This is a genomic window from Treponema sp. UBA785 (assembly GCF_002297065.1).
Taxonomy (GTDB): Bacteria; Spirochaetota; Spirochaetia; order Treponematales; family Treponemataceae; genus Treponema_D.
Map to the genome: position 1 here is coordinate 1 of NZ_DBJD01000049.1, position 16,862 is coordinate 16,862.

14 protein-coding genes are annotated in these 16,862 nt (G+C 40.1%); 5 read left to right on the forward strand and 9 right to left on the reverse strand.

The window, feature by feature from the left end:
* Positions 1–433 precede the first annotated feature (433 nt).
* Complete coding sequence (locus tag B2X33_RS03830; RefSeq protein WP_296024005.1) at positions 434–1,411, forward strand: magnesium transporter CorA family protein; 978 nt, start codon at positions 434–436, stop codon at positions 1,409–1,411.
* A gap of 133 nt (positions 1,412–1,544) precedes the next feature.
* The gene (locus tag B2X33_RS03835; RefSeq protein WP_296667776.1) at positions 1,545–2,633 is read left to right on the forward strand and encodes a formylglycine-generating enzyme family protein; all 1,089 of its coding nucleotides are present in this window, start codon (positions 1,545–1,547) and stop codon (positions 2,631–2,633) included.
* Here the strand turns inward: B2X33_RS03835 and B2X33_RS03840 are convergent.
* Entirely contained in the window at positions 2,630–3,322 is a 693-nt protein-coding gene (locus tag B2X33_RS03840) for a metallophosphoesterase family protein (RefSeq protein ID WP_296667778.1), read from the reverse strand. The two genes, B2X33_RS03835 and B2X33_RS03840, sit on opposite strands and share 4 nt — an antisense overlap.
* Before the next feature lie 169 nt (positions 3,323–3,491).
* The gene (gene hisC / locus B2X33_RS03845; protein ID WP_296667780.1) at positions 3,492–4,661 is read right to left on the reverse strand and encodes a histidinol-phosphate transaminase; all 1,170 of its coding nucleotides are present in this window, start codon (positions 4,659–4,661) and stop codon (positions 3,492–3,494) included.
* A gap of 251 nt (positions 4,662–4,912) precedes the next feature.
* On the opposite strand from hisC, the gene B2X33_RS03850 reads away from it, so the two are divergent.
* Entirely contained in the window at positions 4,913–6,865 is a 1,953-nt protein-coding gene (locus tag B2X33_RS03850; protein ID WP_296024019.1) for a hypothetical protein, read from the forward strand.
* Between the two features lie 266 nt (positions 6,866–7,131).
* Entirely contained in the window at positions 7,132–7,560 is a 429-nt protein-coding gene (locus B2X33_RS03855; RefSeq protein ID WP_296024023.1) for a single-stranded DNA-binding protein, read from the forward strand.
* A 340-nt stretch (positions 7,561–7,900) separates the two neighbouring features.
* Here B2X33_RS03855 and B2X33_RS03860 read toward each other — a convergent pair whose 3' ends face one another.
* Together B2X33_RS03860 and B2X33_RS03865 are read right to left on the reverse strand one after the other, a co-directional pair.
* Positions 7,901–10,252, reverse strand: coding sequence for a peptidase U32 family protein (locus B2X33_RS03860; RefSeq protein ID WP_296667783.1), 2,352 nt, complete (start codon positions 10,250–10,252; stop codon positions 7,901–7,903).
* A gap of 104 nt (positions 10,253–10,356) precedes the next feature.
* Positions 10,357–11,460 (reverse strand): lipoprotein TP_1001-related protein, encoded by a 1,104-nt coding sequence (locus B2X33_RS03865; protein ID WP_296667785.1) that lies wholly within the window; start codon positions 11,458–11,460, stop codon positions 10,357–10,359.
* A 107-nt stretch (positions 11,461–11,567) separates the two neighbouring features.
* Between B2X33_RS03865 and B2X33_RS03870 the strand changes: the two genes are divergently transcribed.
* Positions 11,568–12,173 carry a glucosaminidase domain-containing protein gene (locus tag B2X33_RS03870; RefSeq protein WP_296667787.1) on the forward strand — a complete coding sequence of 202 codons (606 nt, stop codon included), beginning with the start codon at positions 11,568–11,570 and terminating at the stop codon, positions 12,171–12,173.
* Between the two features lie 163 nt (positions 12,174–12,336).
* Here the strand turns inward: B2X33_RS03870 and pyrH are convergent, their stop codons facing one another.
* The 5 genes from pyrH to B2X33_RS03895 form a co-directional block, all read right to left on the reverse strand.
* Positions 12,337–13,035 (reverse strand): UMP kinase, encoded by a 699-nt coding sequence (gene pyrH / locus B2X33_RS03875; protein ID WP_296024035.1) that lies wholly within the window; start codon positions 13,033–13,035, stop codon positions 12,337–12,339.
* 57 nt (positions 13,036–13,092) lie between these two features.
* On the reverse strand, positions 13,093–14,778 hold the full coding sequence (locus tag B2X33_RS03880; protein ID WP_296024039.1) for a transglutaminase domain-containing protein: 1,686 nt from the start codon (positions 14,776–14,778) through the stop codon (positions 13,093–13,095).
* The gene (locus tag B2X33_RS03885) at positions 14,765–15,481 is read right to left on the reverse strand and encodes an anti-sigma factor family protein (protein ID WP_296667790.1); all 717 of its coding nucleotides are present in this window, start codon (positions 15,479–15,481) and stop codon (positions 14,765–14,767) included. Before B2X33_RS03885 ends, B2X33_RS03880 begins: the two co-directional genes overlap by 14 nt.
* Positions 15,462–16,019 carry an RNA polymerase sigma factor gene (locus B2X33_RS03890; protein ID WP_288585961.1) on the reverse strand — a complete coding sequence of 186 codons (558 nt, stop codon included), beginning with the start codon at positions 16,017–16,019 and terminating at the stop codon, positions 15,462–15,464. The genes B2X33_RS03885 and B2X33_RS03890 overlap by 20 nt, the downstream gene beginning before the upstream one ends.
* 54 nt (positions 16,020–16,073) lie before the next feature.
* The coding region (locus tag B2X33_RS03895) for a CysS/YqeB C-terminal domain-containing protein (protein WP_422664289.1) at positions 16,074–16,862 on the reverse strand (789 nt) is incomplete at its 5' end.

The window sequence follows — 16,862 nt, forward strand, 5'->3', positions numbered from 1 at the left end:
ATAAGAAAGTTTGCAACGCAAACTTGTGAATAAAAGCTTTGACGCTATCTCAGACAAAGTTTTTATTCACACTCTCCTTATTAAACTCCGCGTTAGCGGCGAGCCACGGATGGCGAGAATTACAGTTTTCGCAAGCAACGCTTGGACAAACTGTGGCTTTTACCATGCCTTCTCATATTTAATTGTCTCTAAACATTAAAAAACGACAATTTTTTTTGAAGAAAAACAAAAAAAATGGACAAGGGGGCGTAATGGCGTGCAAAGCACGTTGCAAAACGAAGTTTTGCAATGGAACCATGAAGCACCCGGTTTTTGCGAAGCAAAAATGGCCCCGCTAAAAATTAGTTTTCTGTAAATTATCTGCTTAAAAAAATGCGAAAGTTGCCCGATTGTTAAGATTCGTGCTAAAATCGTTTGATTTGGTTTTAAGAAAATGATTAGTTATTGGCAGCAAGAAAACGGAATTTTTGTAAAAAAAGACAGAAACGAATTAAATCAAGATGAAAGGGTTTGGGTTGACGCAAGAAACGTAAATTCAAAAGAAATTTCGATTCTTGAAAAAACTTACAATCTCGACCATGACCATGTTATTGACTCTCTCGACCCGGACGAATTGCCGCGTATTGAGCAAGGCGAAGGCTATGTGCTTACAATTATGAGGCTGCCAGTTTACTTGCCGAATTCTGAAGTCCGTTACCATACCGCTCCGATGGGCGCAATTATTTTTCAGAACACGATTATAACTCTCTGCTGGACTGACTGCGAAGTTTTGAAGGATTTGAGCGCAAACAGGATTAAAGACCTGAACATTGCTGATTTTCCAGCGTTTATTACGAGAATTTTGAGCCGCGCGGATACGATGTTTTTGCGATATTTGAAAGAAATTAACAGAAGCACAAATTCGATCCAGCAGGAATTGCAGGAATCAATCGAAAACAATGAGCTTATTCAGCTTTTCAACCTCGAAAAATCACTCATGTACTTTACGAGTTCGCTAAAAAGCAATCAGCTTTTGCTTGAAAAAATACGAAAAACTAAAATTATAAAATTTGATGAAGAAGATCAGGATTGGCTTGATGACGTTGAAATTGACAACAGGCAGGCGATGGAAATGGCAAACACTTATTCGCAGACAATCACTGGAACAATGGATGCTTTTGCGTCTGTAATTTCAAACAATATGAATGCGGCGATGAAGCAGCTGACGGTTTTTTCGATTGCACTTATGCTGATTTCGTTTATTACAAGCTTTTGGGGAATGAATATAAGGCTTCCGTGGAGCAAAAGCGACAGCTGGACAGGTTTTATTGTACTATGCATAAGCTGTTTTGTAATAGCAACGAGTTCTTTTATTCTGATAAATTTTATGTCAAAAATAAAAAAGAAAATACGGCATTGGAAAAATAAATAGTTTCGGCTTAAATGACTTTTGCTGAAAAAAAACGTTGTGGCAGGGGAAAAATCCCACCACCACCATCAAAAAACTGCAATATTTCTCAAAAAACAGACAGAATAGGCCGAAAATAAAAATTGAGAGAAAAAATATGAAAAAATCAATTTGTGTAAAAAATATTTTTGCTGTTTTTTTGCTGGCTTTTTTTACAGGACTTGGATTTTGCGAAGAAGCCGATTATGCGGAAAATGAAGCGTTAAAAACAAAAGAGACTGCTCTTTCCGAAAATGAAGAACCGGAGAAAAATTTGGACGAAGAAGAATTTTCGTTTGCAGATCTCGACATGGTTGAACTAGGTCCAAAAGACGGCGAAATGTATGACGTCTACGTGATTGGCGACGGAAGCCAGTCTTTTACAGAAAAAAGATGGATCACGCCCTTTTTTATAAACCGAACGGAAACAACTTACAGCCTTTGGTATTCGGTCAGGACAACAGCAGAAGAAAAAGGCTATAAATTTTTAAATCCAGGACAGGAAGGAAGCCGTGGAAAACGCGGCGCGCAGCCAACACTCTGGGGAAAATACGAACCTGTCACTATGATAAGCTGGTATGACGCAGCAATCTGGTGCAACGCTTTTTCAGAAATCTACGGCTTGACGCCATGCTACTCGTTTGAAGGCAAAATCTTACGCGATGCAACAGATACGACAAAATTAGATTTGTGTGAATGCAACTGGAACGCTGACGGTTTTAGGCTTCCCGCAGAAGAAGAATGGGAATATGCCGCAAGAAAAACAAAAGCAGGTTTTCAGGGAGGCGACATTTTGAGCGGACAAATCGATGAAAACGGTAAAACCGACCTTTCTGTTTTAGAAGACGAAGTCGCCTGGACAGCAAACAACGCTTCGTTTACACATACAGTCGGAACAGCAGGAACTCCGTTTGAAACAAGAGCAAAACCAAAACCTGGAAGCGGAAATCCAAATGGAGCAGGAATTTTTGATATGAGCGGAAATGTTCTAGAATTTGTCTGGGATTGGTTTGGAAATTACAAATCGGTTGAGGCAGGCACAAGGGCGACAGGTCCGGATGCAGGAAGCCAAAGAGTAAGCAGAGGCGGAAGCTGGTCGCTTTACACCCCGTTTAATTGCGCCGGCGACCGTTACAGTTTTGACCCGAACGAAGTTTACGATTACTTCGGCTTCCGTCTTGCACAATCAAAAAATAACACTTTCTAAAGGCTGCACAATTCTGCCGACTTTACAACCCATTTTCCGGCTGTTTTCTTAAGTTCGGCAAGCGCATACTTTCCTTCCATAAGTGCGCCGGGATTTATGACGGTAGACTCTCCTATCTTGTCAATTCCTGCGCTTTCGTGAATATGCCCTGTCACAACAAGAACAGGCTGCACGTTTTCGATAAACTCGCGCAGTTTTTGGCTTCCTACGTGAATACCTCCCGGAATAACGTCCGTTTTTGTGTCTTTAGGCGGATTATGCATAATCAAAACAAGGCTGCTGCATTTTCCGTCGTCATCAGCAATTTGAGAAAGAGAATTTTTTATTACATCAAAATCCTGAACAAGTTCATCTTCTGTGCGTTCAAACGGAGTATCACCGCTAAATTTTGAACCTCCGCCGCTACCGGCTATTACAAGTCCGTCCTTAAAAACCATGCTTTTTTGAACACAAATATCCGCGTCTTCAATTTCAGAAATAAAATCCGGCTCGTCGCAGTTGCCGAGAACTGCAAAAATCGAGCCGCTGTTTTTTAAAAGCGCTTCGAGCGCAGGTTTTCCAGTTTCTGGACAGTTAAATTTTGCAAAATCGCCGCCAAAAAAAACAAGATCTGCATTTTTTGCCTGTTCAGAAAGTTTTTCAATATTTTCGACATTTCCATGTACATCAGAAATTATTAAAATCTTCATTTTTATCTCCTTTAAAAAATTACACGGAAGTAATTTTTATCTTATCTTCTTATAAATAAAACTCTGCGTTAGCGGCGAGCCACGGATGGCGAGAATCACAGTTTGCGAAAGCAACGCTTGAGCAAACTGTAATGATAAAATTACAAGGATGTAATTTTATCATGCCTCCTTAAATATTTTCCATTACGGCGCAAAGAGTCTTCATCTGCTCGTGAGTTCCGATTGTAATTCTCAAAAAATCTTCAATTCCCGGCGTGTTAAAATGCCGGACTAAAATTCCTTCCTGTTTGATTTTTTTGTACGCATCTTCGCCCGAAATGCCGTCTTTTTTACAAAAAACAAAATTCGTCTGGCTGTCGAGGACAAACCAGCCGAGCGCTCTCAAAAAGTCGATAAATTCATCTCTCTCAAAAGCAACACTTTTTGCACATTCAGCATAATAGCCAGTGTCGCGGCAAGCAGCAATTCCAGCCTGCTGAGCCATAAAATCAACAGGAAAATGATTGAGCGAATTTTTTACAGTCGTAATATAATTTACAAGTTCTGGGCTTGAGACAACATAGCCAAGCCTCAAACCGGCGCCGCAAAGCGATTTTGAAAAAGTCCGTACGATTACAAGATTGTCAAATTCAGCAAGAAGAGGAATGCAGCTTTCACCGCCAAAATCCACATACGCCTCGTCAACGACAAAAATTCTGTCTTTTGGAGCAGATTTTATCATTTCACGAACTTCACTGCGAGAAAGTCCAAGAGAAGTTGGAGCGTTCGGATTTGCAAAAATAATCGAAGAATCATTTTCGTTTGCAGCTTCGAGCATTTTTTCTTTACTCAAAGTCCAGTCGCCGTTGAGCGGGATTTTTTTAAGCGGAATATTGTAAAAGCCGCCATAAACCGGATAAAAAGAATAAGTGTGCTCCGGCAAAACAAGCTTGCGGTCGCTGTCAAAAAAAGCATAAAAAACAAAGCTCAAGACTTCGTCAGAACCGTTTCCTGCATAAATCATATCAGGCGTAACAGTAAAAGGAATTTTATCAGCCGGACAAGGTTCAACTTTCGCACCGCTTCCATTTTTCTTGCCGCCACAAACCTTTGCATGGGCCAAAACTCCGCCGCAATCGTTGAGCATCGAAGCAATCGCCATTTTTAATTCGTTGGAATCCGGATCCGGATAAAGCGCCATTTTTTTCGCATATTTTTTCGCCGCCTTTTCAACAGCCTTTGCAACAAGCGGACTTGGCGGATAAGGATTTTCGTTTGCATTGAGTTTTATGTAATTTCTGTCCTTTGGCTGTTCACCAGGAACATAAGGATGCAGATTTTTCATTCTTTCAGCAATCATTTTAATCTCCACAAAATCGTCAGATTTAAAAGTTGACTTTTATTTTATGCTCAAAAAACTTTTGTTTCAATTAAAAATCAAAAAATGTAAAAAACTGGGGGCATCGTGCAAAGCACGACCGGGTCCTTGCGTTATAAAATTGCCCTGCAATTTTTCCGTTCAGCCGCGCTTGCGCGCGTCCGAACCGCTTACGCGGCTAACGGCCCCTTGCCCGCAATGACAAAACCAAAATTAATTGATAGAATATTTCTATGGCTACTACTACTTCAATTATTGTCCTGCTAAAATTTTTTGCAGGCCGGCAGAACAATGCCGCTATAGACTTCGGGGAGTTTACAGAATATTTAAAACGCTACTCAGAGCATCACCTTGAAGAGCAGCCTTCCCTTGTAAATTACATGACAGACACTGCAAACGTTCTTTTAAAAGAGCTCGAAAAACTGTCTGCAAACCATCAGGTTTTAATTTTATCTCCTACTGCCGAAAAAAAAATCATCATCGTAATCGCTTTTTTTATCGAAAAATTTTCACAGCGCTACAAAGAAATTTTAGCTCAGCCAATGACGCCATTTCCTCAGGAATCTGACATTCCAAAAAAAATTCCGTCGGAAATTATCACGCGCAGAACCGGAGCAGAACTTCTAAACGAACTTTTGACAAAAGAAACACTTTCTGACAAATATCTGTACGGACTTACAATGCCTCACGATATGCCGTCAATTCTTCTTCCTTCGCTGGTTTCTGTTCACACTCTTGCAGAATGTGCTGTTCAAAAATTGCGCACAATGCTTGCAAAAGAAGAACATCACGATTATTTTATAAAAAAATTGACGGTTTCTAATCCAGGAAAAGAAATGACCGCCAAAAATATATTTAACAAATTCGTTCAAAGTATAGATGCCTTGACAATGTTCAAGGAACCAGAAGATTCTTTCTATTTTTTGACGCAGCTTCTGTTTTTTATCCGCCAGGATTACGAAAAAGTAAAGGATTACACGGCAGAAGATGTTGGAATTCTGCATGCAGTTTATATTCTCGAAATCATAGCAAACTACTACAAAACACGCGCTCAGGAAAATTCAAAAAAGGAAACTGCATTCAAAAATCTTGAGCAGCAACTTTCAAAACCTCCATATTATTTTACGCTCGGAACAATTGCAAAATTTACGAGTTCGAGCGGAGTTCCGCTTTTGGGACAATACAGCGAAGAGGAGCTCAAAAATTTTCTTCACACAAAAACGACGGAAAGCCTGTCAAATGATTTGCCTGAAATTCTTGTATTTAAAACTGAGCTCGATAAACAGCCGTATTTTATCTACAAAAATAAAGTTATGCCGTTGATTATGAGACTTTGCACAGACGCGCGCGCGACAATCAGAGAAACAATCCGCAAAAACTGGTTTAAAGTCCTTAAGGATTTTGATGATTTACCTGAAATGAAAGACCAGAAAGCATTTGAAAAACGGCTCGAAAAAGAAGTTTCCGTGCAGTCGCCTGTTTTGTACGCGCTCTTAACATCTTCATTTTTGCCGCTTATAAATTACGAAGTAAACATGCAGCAGGACGAATCCGGACTTGAAGGCGGAAGAATTTCGCTTTTTGAAAACGGAAGGCTTATTCCTTATTCTGAAATTTTATTGATGAACAGACAGGAACTTTTAACCGACACAAAAATTCTCCTTCCTGTCTGGTACACAATTCCTGTTGTTTCGTGGATTATGAGACTGATAATGCGTCCGCCAAAATCAAAAAAACAAAAAACAGAAAAAACTTCTGCGCAGCTTTATCGAGAACAGGAAGCAGAAAATAGCAAACATGATAAAATGGAAATGGCTCTTTCAAAAAAATCAATGGTTTCGAGAAAAGTTGCTCTCAGAGAATCTGCCCGTAAACTGGAAGAAGAACTAGTTCCGTCAAGCTCAACATTAGACAGAGAACTTCATTCTTATGAGCGCACGTGGAACAAACTTATTGGAAAAGCAACCCACAATAATCTGACCGAAGACGTAAATTCTTTGATTAGAGATTATCTGCGAAAAGTTTTGAGGCATATAAGCTCCGAAGGATTTAACAGAGAGCGGATTGAAAATCTTGCAGACACATTGGCAAAAACACCGGCTTTGCAGAAAATTGGCGAAACCGATGCAATGCTTATGTATATTCAGCTTTATATTGTTAAGCTCGTAAAAAATCTTCCGGCATAGTTTTTAAGTTTATTGAAATTTTAAAGCCGGAATTTGCGGCAGGGATGGTAGTGGACGCAAAGCGTGTGCAAAGCACCGGCAGCCACGGACAGCCCGATTTTTACACAGCAAAGCGGAGTAAAAAGCCGCCCAATAAAAAAACTAAAAAAAATTATAATTTTCTCAAAAAAATGTGTAAATGTTGACATTCATTGCAAATATATAAGTGTACACAGTTTTGGGTTTTGCCCATGCCGGCCGGAAACACTTTTTTACAGGAGATTCTTATGAATGCAATGAATCAGATTATTATTGAAGGCAACATTGTTCGTGCGCCAACTCACAAAGAAACACCGAGAGGAACAAAAGTAACAAGCGTTCCGATTGCCGTAAATCATTTTTACAAAGACAGTTCTGGCAAAGATGTCGATGAGGTCGGTTTTTACGAAGTAGAAACCTGGGGCGAAAAATTCAGCGCGCTTATGGCAAAATACGCTTTGCAAGGGCGCGGAGTGCGGATTGTCGGGCGCTTGAAGCAAGACCGGTGGAAAGATGAAAACGGCAAAAACCACTCGAAAGTTTTTATTGTGGCGGAACACGTTGATTTTAAGCCGATGAAAAAAAGCAATGTAAAATCAGACGAAAATGCCGATGATGAAAAACGAAATCTAGAAATTGCAGCGCAAGGACTTGCTCAAGAAGAAAGTGTTTTTTAACAAAAGCGCCGCGCCGTAAAGTGTAAAGTATGGATTTTTGACCAATTCTTAGAATAAAGGTTGAAAATTTATACGGAACGGAACTGTTCAAAAAAGCTATAAAACTTTTAGAACAGTTCCGTTCATTTTTTTTAGGCAAATTGTTTTTAGATTCAATTTCAAGTTCTAACTTTTACTCATTATCGGGCTTGCCCCGATAATCCGTTGAAAAATTCCAGTAGATTGCCAACCCCGAGTTTTATATGCAAACATCGCGGTGTCAAGCACAGCAATGCAAACCTTTGTTAGGTTTGCAAGCTGTTTTTTTCAAAACTCGACATTCGCCCTTTTAGAAAAAAAATTATCTTTTTCCGTGTCCGCGAGAAGAATATTTAGAAAAAGAATTTGATTTTTTTCTTCTGTCGCCGCCATTTTTTCCATAAACCGATGAAGAATTAAAATTGCTGTTTTTTCTGTTGCCCTTGCCATAGCCGTTAGAACGTCCTGACGAAGCCATTTCTGCTTTTTCAGCGCTCTGTCTTTCGGCGGCTGCTTTGTAGGCTTCCATTTTTTCAGGATTATAAAAACCGTCTTTCCAGTTGAATCTTCCTGTTTCTGGAATCGGCTGAGATTTTATAATGCTGTTTACGACCATTTTGCATTCGGCACGTGTTACTTTTGTGCGGCTAAAGTCAATCAAAATGTGACGGAATCCGTCTTTTTGAAGCTGAGCCGTCTTGTCGGCAATACTGAACGGATTTTCTGGCATTACGACAGTTCCGTCCTGATTTGAAAGAACTTTGAACGGCATCTCTTTTTTGTCCCAAAAGTACATAAAATCGTAACTTTCAGGAAGCCTAAAGCGTATGCGGAAAAGTGCCGGATAAGCATACACCGTAACCATAAGGCGGTCACGAACATTGCGTTCAAAAGTGTTGAGAATATTCTCGCGATTATTTTCAATAGGCGTTATAAAAGCGCCAATATCTTGATTTTCAAGCCAGCTTACAGCCCACCGGTTAAATGTATAAAGATAAGGACCTGCAATAAGATTTACGCCCTTTCCTTTAAGCATTTGAATTTCGGCAAGGTTATTTACTATAAAAGTTTTAAATCCGTCTGCAACGAGCTGAGCAAGAGTTTCCGAGAGATCCTGAGCCGAAGCTTGAGGAACATACGGATTAAGCGAAATTATAATCTGCTTTTTAGAGAATGGAAGTACTGTCTTGTGAGCCAAAAGGTCTATCTGAGTCTCAAAATTGAGTTCAAGAATTACACGAACTGGAGACATGCTCTGAATCTGGAACATATCAGAAATTGTGCTGACTTGAACGTAAGTACCTTCTGGAAAGTAAGAAAGTTCGTTCTTTGCAACAGGCGTTAAATCCAAAACAGGAAGGATTTCATCTCCCGGCTGACTGCGGAAACGGCTTATGTCTTGAGGAAGAACGCGAGGATAATGCTTTGACATAGATTTTGTCTGCAAAAGATAAACTTCATCTTCTCGGCTAAATCCTCTTGGAATATCAATCCAACGTGAACCGTCACTGTCAAATTCAACTGAGCGAATCTTGTGGCTTACACGCCCAGAATCGTCCTTTTTGTGGAGCCGAATTGAATCGCCCGGATCCGGATCGTAACTTCCACCGGCAAGCTGAGCCATAACAATCTGCCAGTCTTCAAAATCGGCATTTGGACCTGCGGCAAGACGCGCCTTTTCCTTTGCTTCGTCACTTGCAGCACGAATTTTCGAAATACGTCCAAGATAAATTCCTGTTCCTCCGGCCTGGTTTGGATTCAAGATTGCGTTGCCGGCTTTTTCAACACCTTCTTCGTTAGTTTTAAAGTTGTACCAGTAAGTTGTTTTTGAACGGGCAAAGTCTGTGCTCAACATTCGTTTTGCAGCGGCAACAGCACCTTTTCTATCTTCCTGATAATGATCCATAAGATAACGATATGCGGCGGTTACAGCGCCAACATATTCAGCGCTTTTCATTCGCCCTTCAATTTTGAAAGACTCAATGCCTATATCCATAAGATCTGGAATTTTTTCAATTAACTGAAGGTCGCCAGGAGAAAAATAATATCCCTGTTTTTGACCAGAAGCTGTCTCGGCAGTGTAAAAACGACGGCAGGCTTGAGTGCACATTCCGCGGTTTGCAGATTTTCCACCGAGAAAACTTGAAAAGAGACAGAGTCCGCTTTCACTTACGCACAAAGCACCGTGAACAAACATCTCGATTTCGCAAGTTGTATTCTGCTTAATTTGGCGGACTTCTTCGAGACCAAGTTCGCGTGCAACAACGACGCGAGAAAGCCCGGCATTTTGCAGCAAATTTACACCGTCTGCGCTTTCAACGTTGATTTGAGTTGAACCATGCAGCTCGAGATTTGGGAAGAACTCCTGGCACATTCTTAAAACACCATAATCCTGAACTATAAGACCGTCTGGACCAATTTTGTTGAGATAACTTAAAAAACGGTAAAGTCTTTCTGTTTCTTCTTCCTGACTGACAGTATTTACAGTCACGTAAATTTTTTTGCCTTGACGATGAAGAGAATTTACAGTTGCTTCAAACTGATTCCACGCAAAATTTGAAGAACGAAGACGGGCATTAAAACTCTTAAGCCCAAGATATACAGCATCTGCTCCTTCACCAATTGCGGCGTCAAGAGCTTCAATATTTCCTGCTGGAGCTAATAATTCTGACATACCGCAATAGTAACACAATTTTTAATTTTTTGTCACGAGAAGAGAATTTTTGTAAAGAATTTTATTCTGCTAAAAAAAATTCATCTTCGTTTTTGTTATTTCGTTCACTTAGTTTTTTCATATTTTTTTTCGCTGTTTTTTGCTCCGGGAGTTGCGCCTTCCACTAGAGACCAGTCATCAGTTCCGGTTTCTATTACTGTTTGAGAGCCAATGTCATTTTCAGGCGAATATTCTTCTGTCAGTTTTTCAATATTCATTCTGCACATTGTCCTTGTAAGACTGATTCCATCGGCTATTACGGAATTTTTTGGTTCATATCCGTCTTTCCAAATTCCGCTTTCGTAGGCTTCGAGCGCCAAAGATTTTTGTCCGGCATAGTACCACGATTGTTTTCCTGTGGCACTGAATAAAACTGCATCTTGCAGTATATTACGGCAACTGTCACGAATTACAATTATATCGCTGTCGCTTATACGGCTTTCTTTTCCTTCAACCCATAAATCGCGCGAATTTGAACTGTCAGTTCCTGTGCTCAAAGAAAGATTTTCTCCCAGCTCGTCGATGCACTCGCCCTCGTCTAACGTCCTAAAATGAACTACAATATATTCACCTTTTTTTACGTTGATGTCAGGAAAAACATATTTTTTACTTTCGCCGTCGCTTCCTGTAACAATTTCAAGCCCGGCCGTACTTCCATCTTTTAGAACATAAACTTCGACAAATTCGCATTTTTTTAACATTCCTTTGCTCGTACTGTGTTTTGAACGGATTTCTGACAGAACAAGTCTTGCCGGTTTTTCGTTAAATCCTGTAAAAGGCAAGCTGAATGTTAGCTCGTTTCCGGCACTGTCCTTTATTGAACCGCTAAAAATATAATTCATTCCGACCTCAGTCGGCTCTTTTAGCAAGAAATTTATTCTTTTTCCGTCATCAAAATACTGAGTATCAGAGTTTTCTTCAATATATTCTCCAGCATCCGATTTTATCTGAACATTTTGAACCGAAACTTTTTCTGAACAAACCATGACAAGACTCGAACTGTCTTCTACAAAAAAAGAAAGAATTTTTGGAACTGACATTTCTGCCGAGATTATTTCTATTCCTTCTTCTGTAACACGGCACGACAGCGGAAAACAGGCAACAAAAACAGTCAATGAACTAAGAAATAAAACTGTCAAAACCATTCTAAAAAAGTGCTTTAAATTCATTTTTCCTCCAAATTTTTGCTTTTACTATATATATGGCTCTGAAAATTAACTTTTACACATTTTTTTTGAGTTTTTCAGGATTTTTTAATTTTTTCCGATACTTGAATATGTTCAAACGTAAAATTTCTAAGTTTCTTTTTTTGGGAATCACATCCTTTTTCTTTTCAGCCGTATTTTTTTCATGTATTTCTCCAGGCATAAAAGAAGAAAAATCCTGCTCGAGAAAATTGCTTGCAGACGGAATTAAAAATGAAAATCAGCTTGCTGAATTTTTTCTTTCGGAAAATCCAAATATTTCTCTGCAAAAAGTAAAAAGCCTTGCAAAAGATTATATTCAGGAAGCAAAAACTGAAGGAATTAACAGCGACGTTGCCTTTGTGCAGATGTGCCTTGAAACAGGATTTTTAAAATTTGGGAATCTTGTAAAAAGTGATTGGCACAATTACTGCGGTTTAGGAGCAATTAATTCTTCTAAGCCAGGAGAAAAATTTCCAGACCAGCAAACAGGAGTGCGCGCCCATATTCAGCATTTGCAGGCTTATGCAACGACAGAAGACGTAAAACTAAAAAAAACGCTTGTAGATCCTCGATACAACTGGGTTCACAAGACAAAACTTGCATATTCGGTATTTGACCTTGCAGGAACATGGGCAGCTGACAAAAACTATGGAACAAAACTGGACGCTCTCTTAGCAAAACTGGAACAGTTTTAATGCGAAAAAACGCATCTTGCGCCGGACACGGCGGGCTTTAGTTGACGGCTGTGCCGGCAATGAGCGTTAGCGAACCCAAAGCGGCCGGTTATAAAGAATTGCAGAACGCAGACAAAAAAAAAGCGGCATTTTTACGAAAAATGTCGCCCCTATTTTTTGATTTTTATCCGCGGATTGTTGTTCCAACGTAATTTTTATCTTCGAGAATCGCCTTTATGTTCTCAAGATTTTTTCCGCCGGCGCAAATTACTGTAAGACCAAGCGACTGCGCTTTTTTTGAAGCAATCGGGTCAAACGGACAGTTTTTGCCTGGAGTCCACTCGTCGCCGACAATTTTTCTAAAATCTGCCCATGAAATCTCGTCGATTGGAGTTGCGTCCGGATTTTTGCGCGGGTCGTCTGTGTAGACTTTTTCGATATTGCTTAAATTTACGACCGTCTTTGCGCCGAATTTTTCTGCAAGAAGAACTGCATCGTTGTCGGTTGAAAAACCTGGCTTCCATCCTGCCGCAAGCAAAACTGAACCTGTAAATTCTTTTGCTACAGTCGGATCGGTTACAACTGATTCTCGGCACAAATCGCCAAAGCTTGCCTTTACAAACTGCGCATTGAGCCTTGTTGCCATAATTCCAATCCAGTCAGCCGCTTCTGTTGAATTGTCAGGAGAAGTTTCTGTTACTGCGCGGAATGCATTTTGATAAATTCGTGCCGGTCCGCCACCGCCGACTACAAAAATAAGCTTATCTTCTTTGTGTTCCGCAAGATACTGTTTAATGAGCGAAACAAATTTTTTTACGAATTCAACATCAGGTCCTTCAGGAGCTACAATCGAGCCTCCAACCGACAAAACTTTTACAGACATTTTGTCCTCCACAATTTTTTATAAAATCTCTAAAAACAAAGATTTTTAAAGATGCTCTTAATATACTCCGGCAATTACCGGTTCATTCCACAGAGAACTATAATTTACAGTTCCTGCAGAAGATTCTTCCCAAATTGACTGAACGGCGAAAGTTCTATCGCGGCTTACACTGTGTCCGCCAGAAAGTGTCGGCTTAACTTCGTTGTATCCGCGTGAAAAAATAATATGCTGGCTGTCGATATTGCCAAAATAGAAAGTCTTAGGATCTTCAACATTTTTGAACGATTTGTATTCAAGCCCAGAACCAAGAGCAATATCGACCGGAACCCAGCCAAAATTTTCTATGTAAAATTCGCTCCACCAGTGCGAAAAAGCCTGCATTTCAGAATCAACAAGAATTCCTGCAACAGGAAGACATGGAATTTTCAAGGCGCGCAAAAGCGTCGTGTAGACAATTGCAAAATCATAAGAATCGCCTTTTTTGTCTTCGAGCAAGTCTTTTACATCTGAGCCTGATTTTCTGAGTTTTTTTGTAACCGCAAAATTTTCAAGCATATATTCGTAAATCATTTTTGCCTGAAAATACGGATTAGTTTCTTTTTTGACGATTTTTTTTGCAAGGCCGGCAAAATCTTCATCTTCCGAAGCAATAACTTCATCCGGTTTTGTAAATGCCGTGTAAAGAACGCGAGATTTTGCTGCAAAAGGTTTTACATTTTTTGCGTTAACCTTGGTTTGAACCGCGTAATCTTCAACAACAAAACTATGAGTAAAAGTAATTTTTTTTGAAGATGCCTTAGAAAGTTCTGTTTGATGAATTACCGTGTTCTGATAATTTTCAAAAACCGGCTCAGGAGTACATTCCGTCATCTGAACAAAAGGCTGCCGTGAGTTTTTTACAGGCCGCGGAACGTGCAGAGAAATAGTCGTATTTGATTTTGAATTTATGTCGTCTATATCTGTGTTTAAGTGAATTAAGTATGTTTTTTTGTCAGAATATTTTTTGGTTCCGAGCGTAGATTTTAAATTTAAGCCTGCATAATTGCTAGTTCCTTTTTCTGTCTGAACGTAAATATTTCCACTGGCAGCGCCGTTTGGAACTCTTACGTGAATTTCGCTGTCGCTCCAATATTCGTAATCGTAATCTTCGCCAGCAGCTTCGATAAAGGCAATATCATCGGAAGAGGTTGAATTTTCCGGTAAATTTGCCGTAAAGAAAATTTTTGAATTGCTGCGGACTGTTCCAAAATTTGTTCCGCTCAAAACAATCAGCTGCCCTACAAAAGCGGATTCTGGAGAAACTGAAGAAATTACAGGCATTATTGTTTTTGTATCTGGCGGAACTTCAACAGGGATTCCTGCTTCATTTGCAAAAAATCCAGGTTTTGACTGCCCTGCTTTTGTTGAAACAATTACAAGCCCATCTTGAACATTTGACGGTAAAACGAGCTTTATGTGCTCGTCTGTCCATTCAAGAAAACCAGAAGCCGTAATTCTTGAACCGCCGACTTCTACAAAGTCAGAAGATTTTTTTAAGCTGCCGAAATTTCGCCCCGCAATTACCATAACATCGCCAGGAGAACCTACAGACGGAGTTATAGAATCAATTTGCGGTATTTTTCTAGCCTGATATGTTACAACAGAAACAAAAACAAGAACAAAAAAAATTGCAAAAATTATCGAACAAGTTCTGAATAAAGGATATTTTCTAAAAAGAACTGAAAACTTTTCAGCGATTTTCAATTTTTTCTGCCTTCCTCATTGGAATAGTGTACATACGTGGAACTTCTATTCTAACAGAGACGGACGAATTGTTAAAGTCCGGGCGAAAAACATCAATATCGTCAAAACTGTCGTTCAAATTAGAAGCAAGGCTAGTAGCCGAAACAACCTTTTGGTTTGGATTGAGAACCGGTGAATCGGAGTTTTCTTCTTTTGCTTCTATTTTTTCTTCAACCTGTTTGGCAGAACTAAGAGCCGTAGAAATTTTTAAGCTGTCCAAATTTCCATCAACTACGACCCTGCTTTCCTGGATCGGCTTTATCTGAGTCCGGGCAATGGCAGTAAGCTCTTTCTGTTCTTTTGAATTTGATTTTAAACTGAGAGGAGTTACAATAACCGCGAAAACCGCAGCGACGGCCGCAAAACCGCTCGCCCACTTTATGTATGGCCGAACAATGTATGATTTTTCGCAGCGCTCAGTTGTTTTCTTAAAACGCATCTTTGTCTGGAGGCGCTCAAAGCTCTGCTCAAGATAAGTCTGGTCAAGTCTTACAGAAAGAGCATCTTCTCTAAAAGGAACAGAAACCTTTCTGAGTTTTTCGAGCTCGGCCTTACATTTTTCACAGCCTGCAACATGGTTTTCATATTCCTTTAAAAATTCTTCCGGGAGTTCGCCATCGAGATAAATTGAATGAAGATCTTTTTCAGGACAAGTAGACATCATCGCCTCCAATGAGTTTTTCCAGTTGTTCTCGGGCACGGAACATGCGAATTTTTACATTTCCTTCCGTAATTCCCAAAACTTTTCCGATTTCTTTATAATTTAAATCTCCGTATTCACGAAGAATAATCACTTCTTTTAATGTTTTAGGCAGTTTTTCTAAAGCAGCAAGCGCAATTTTTTGAGTTTCCTGCCTTAACAAATCTGTTTCGCCGGAAGTCTGTTGACGTCTGTCTTCGTAAAGTGCCTTTTGATAAGCAGTTCTTTCTCTTTTTTTGCGGAGCGCATAATTCAGCGAAGCATTTTTTACTACTCTTATAAGCCAGAATTTTGCATCGTTCATTGTAGGAAACGACATTTTTTTTTCGCTGGCCTTTATGTAAGAGTCGTGAACAATGTCTTCCGCTGCATCTTCATCATTTACAATACGCCACGAAACCTTAAAGAGAAGAATCATAGTTTCATTGTAAATGCGGCGAAAATCCGCGGAGTTTGCAGCATTCAACGGTTTTTCACTGGCTTCCACATTATTAGAAATCATCTTTGCCTCAAAAAGTTACAGAAAAAATAAGAAAAATCTTATTTTCAATTTATTTTAATTTCGTTTCCAGGTTGGTCCCTGTGCAGTATCTATAATCGTAATTCCGCGGGCTGCAAGGTCATTACGAATTTGGTCGGCTTTTGCGAAATCCTTCGCTTTTTTTGCCGCTGTACGCTCCTCAACAAGCGCGGTGATTTCCGCCGCTTCCGGGTCGCCTGCGTGGTCATCTGCCTTTGAAGAGTTTTCTGTCTGCTTTTCAAGCTCGGCAAACGCGTTTTCAATCACTTTGAGCGAGAGAACTTTGTCCATCGTAAAAATATCGGCAAGGCAGTCAACTGCAGGGCGGCTTTTTCCGTTTGATTCTTTCTGCATTGCGGCCATTGCAACTGGAGTCAAAAGGTCGTTTTCGAGGCCTTCGCGGAACTTTTTAAGATTTTCGCTTTCACCGTCTTTGCGCAGTTTTTCGGCAATAGATGAAAGTTTTTCAGCGAAGTTTTCTTTTGTAAGACCGAGATTTTCCTCGCTGTTCGCTTTTTGAATCAGCTTTGCGACTCTCGCGTTCAATGCCGCGCGTCCGTTTTTTGCTCCGTCCATCGCGTCCCAGGAAAAATAAATCTGCTTGCGGTAGTGTCCGCCCAAAAGGAAGAATCTGTAGTCAAGCGCGTCGTAGCCTTTGTCAAGAAGCGACTGCAGGCGCAGAAAATTTCCAGAAGACTTCGACATCTTGTTTCCGCCCTCGATTACCAGAAATTCATTGTGAAGCCAGTATTTTACCCACGGACCTTCAGCCCTTTCTTCCGGCGTGAAGCTTCCTTCCGACTGCGCAATCTCGTTTGTGTGGTG

Excerpts from the sequence above, each read along its gene's own strand:
- B2X33_RS03830 (WP_296024005.1), top strand. The coding sequence starts at position 434 with ATGATTAGTTATTGGCAGCAAGAAAACGGAATTTTTGTAAAAAAAGAC.
- B2X33_RS03835 (WP_296667776.1), top strand. The coding sequence starts at position 1,545 with ATGAAAAAATCAATTTGTGTAAAAAATATTTTTGCTGTTTTTTTGCTG.
- B2X33_RS03840 (WP_296667778.1), bottom strand. The coding sequence starts at position 3,322 with ATGAAGATTTTAATAATTTCTGATGTACATGGAAATGTCGAAAATATT.
- hisC (WP_296667780.1), bottom strand. The coding sequence starts at position 4,661 with ATGATTGCTGAAAGAATGAAAAATCTGCATCCTTATGTTCCTGGTGAA.
- B2X33_RS03850 (WP_296024019.1), top strand. The coding sequence starts at position 4,913 with ATGGCTACTACTACTTCAATTATTGTCCTGCTAAAATTTTTTGCAGGC.
- B2X33_RS03855 (WP_296024023.1), top strand. The coding sequence starts at position 7,132 with ATGAATGCAATGAATCAGATTATTATTGAAGGCAACATTGTTCGTGCG.
- B2X33_RS03860 (WP_296667783.1), bottom strand. The coding sequence starts at position 10,252 with ATGTCAGAATTATTAGCTCCAGCAGGAAATATTGAAGCTCTTGACGCC.
- B2X33_RS03865 (WP_296667785.1), bottom strand. The coding sequence starts at position 11,460 with ATGAATTTAAAGCACTTTTTTAGAATGGTTTTGACAGTTTTATTTCTT.
- B2X33_RS03870 (WP_296667787.1), top strand. The coding sequence starts at position 11,568 with ATGTTCAAACGTAAAATTTCTAAGTTTCTTTTTTTGGGAATCACATCC.
- pyrH (WP_296024035.1), bottom strand. The coding sequence starts at position 13,035 with ATGTCTGTAAAAGTTTTGTCGGTTGGAGGCTCGATTGTAGCTCCTGAA.
- B2X33_RS03885 (WP_296667790.1), bottom strand. The coding sequence starts at position 15,481 with ATGATGTCTACTTGTCCTGAAAAAGATCTTCATTCAATTTATCTCGAT.
- B2X33_RS03890 (WP_288585961.1), bottom strand. The coding sequence starts at position 16,019 with ATGATTTCTAATAATGTGGAAGCCAGTGAAAAACCGTTGAATGCTGCA.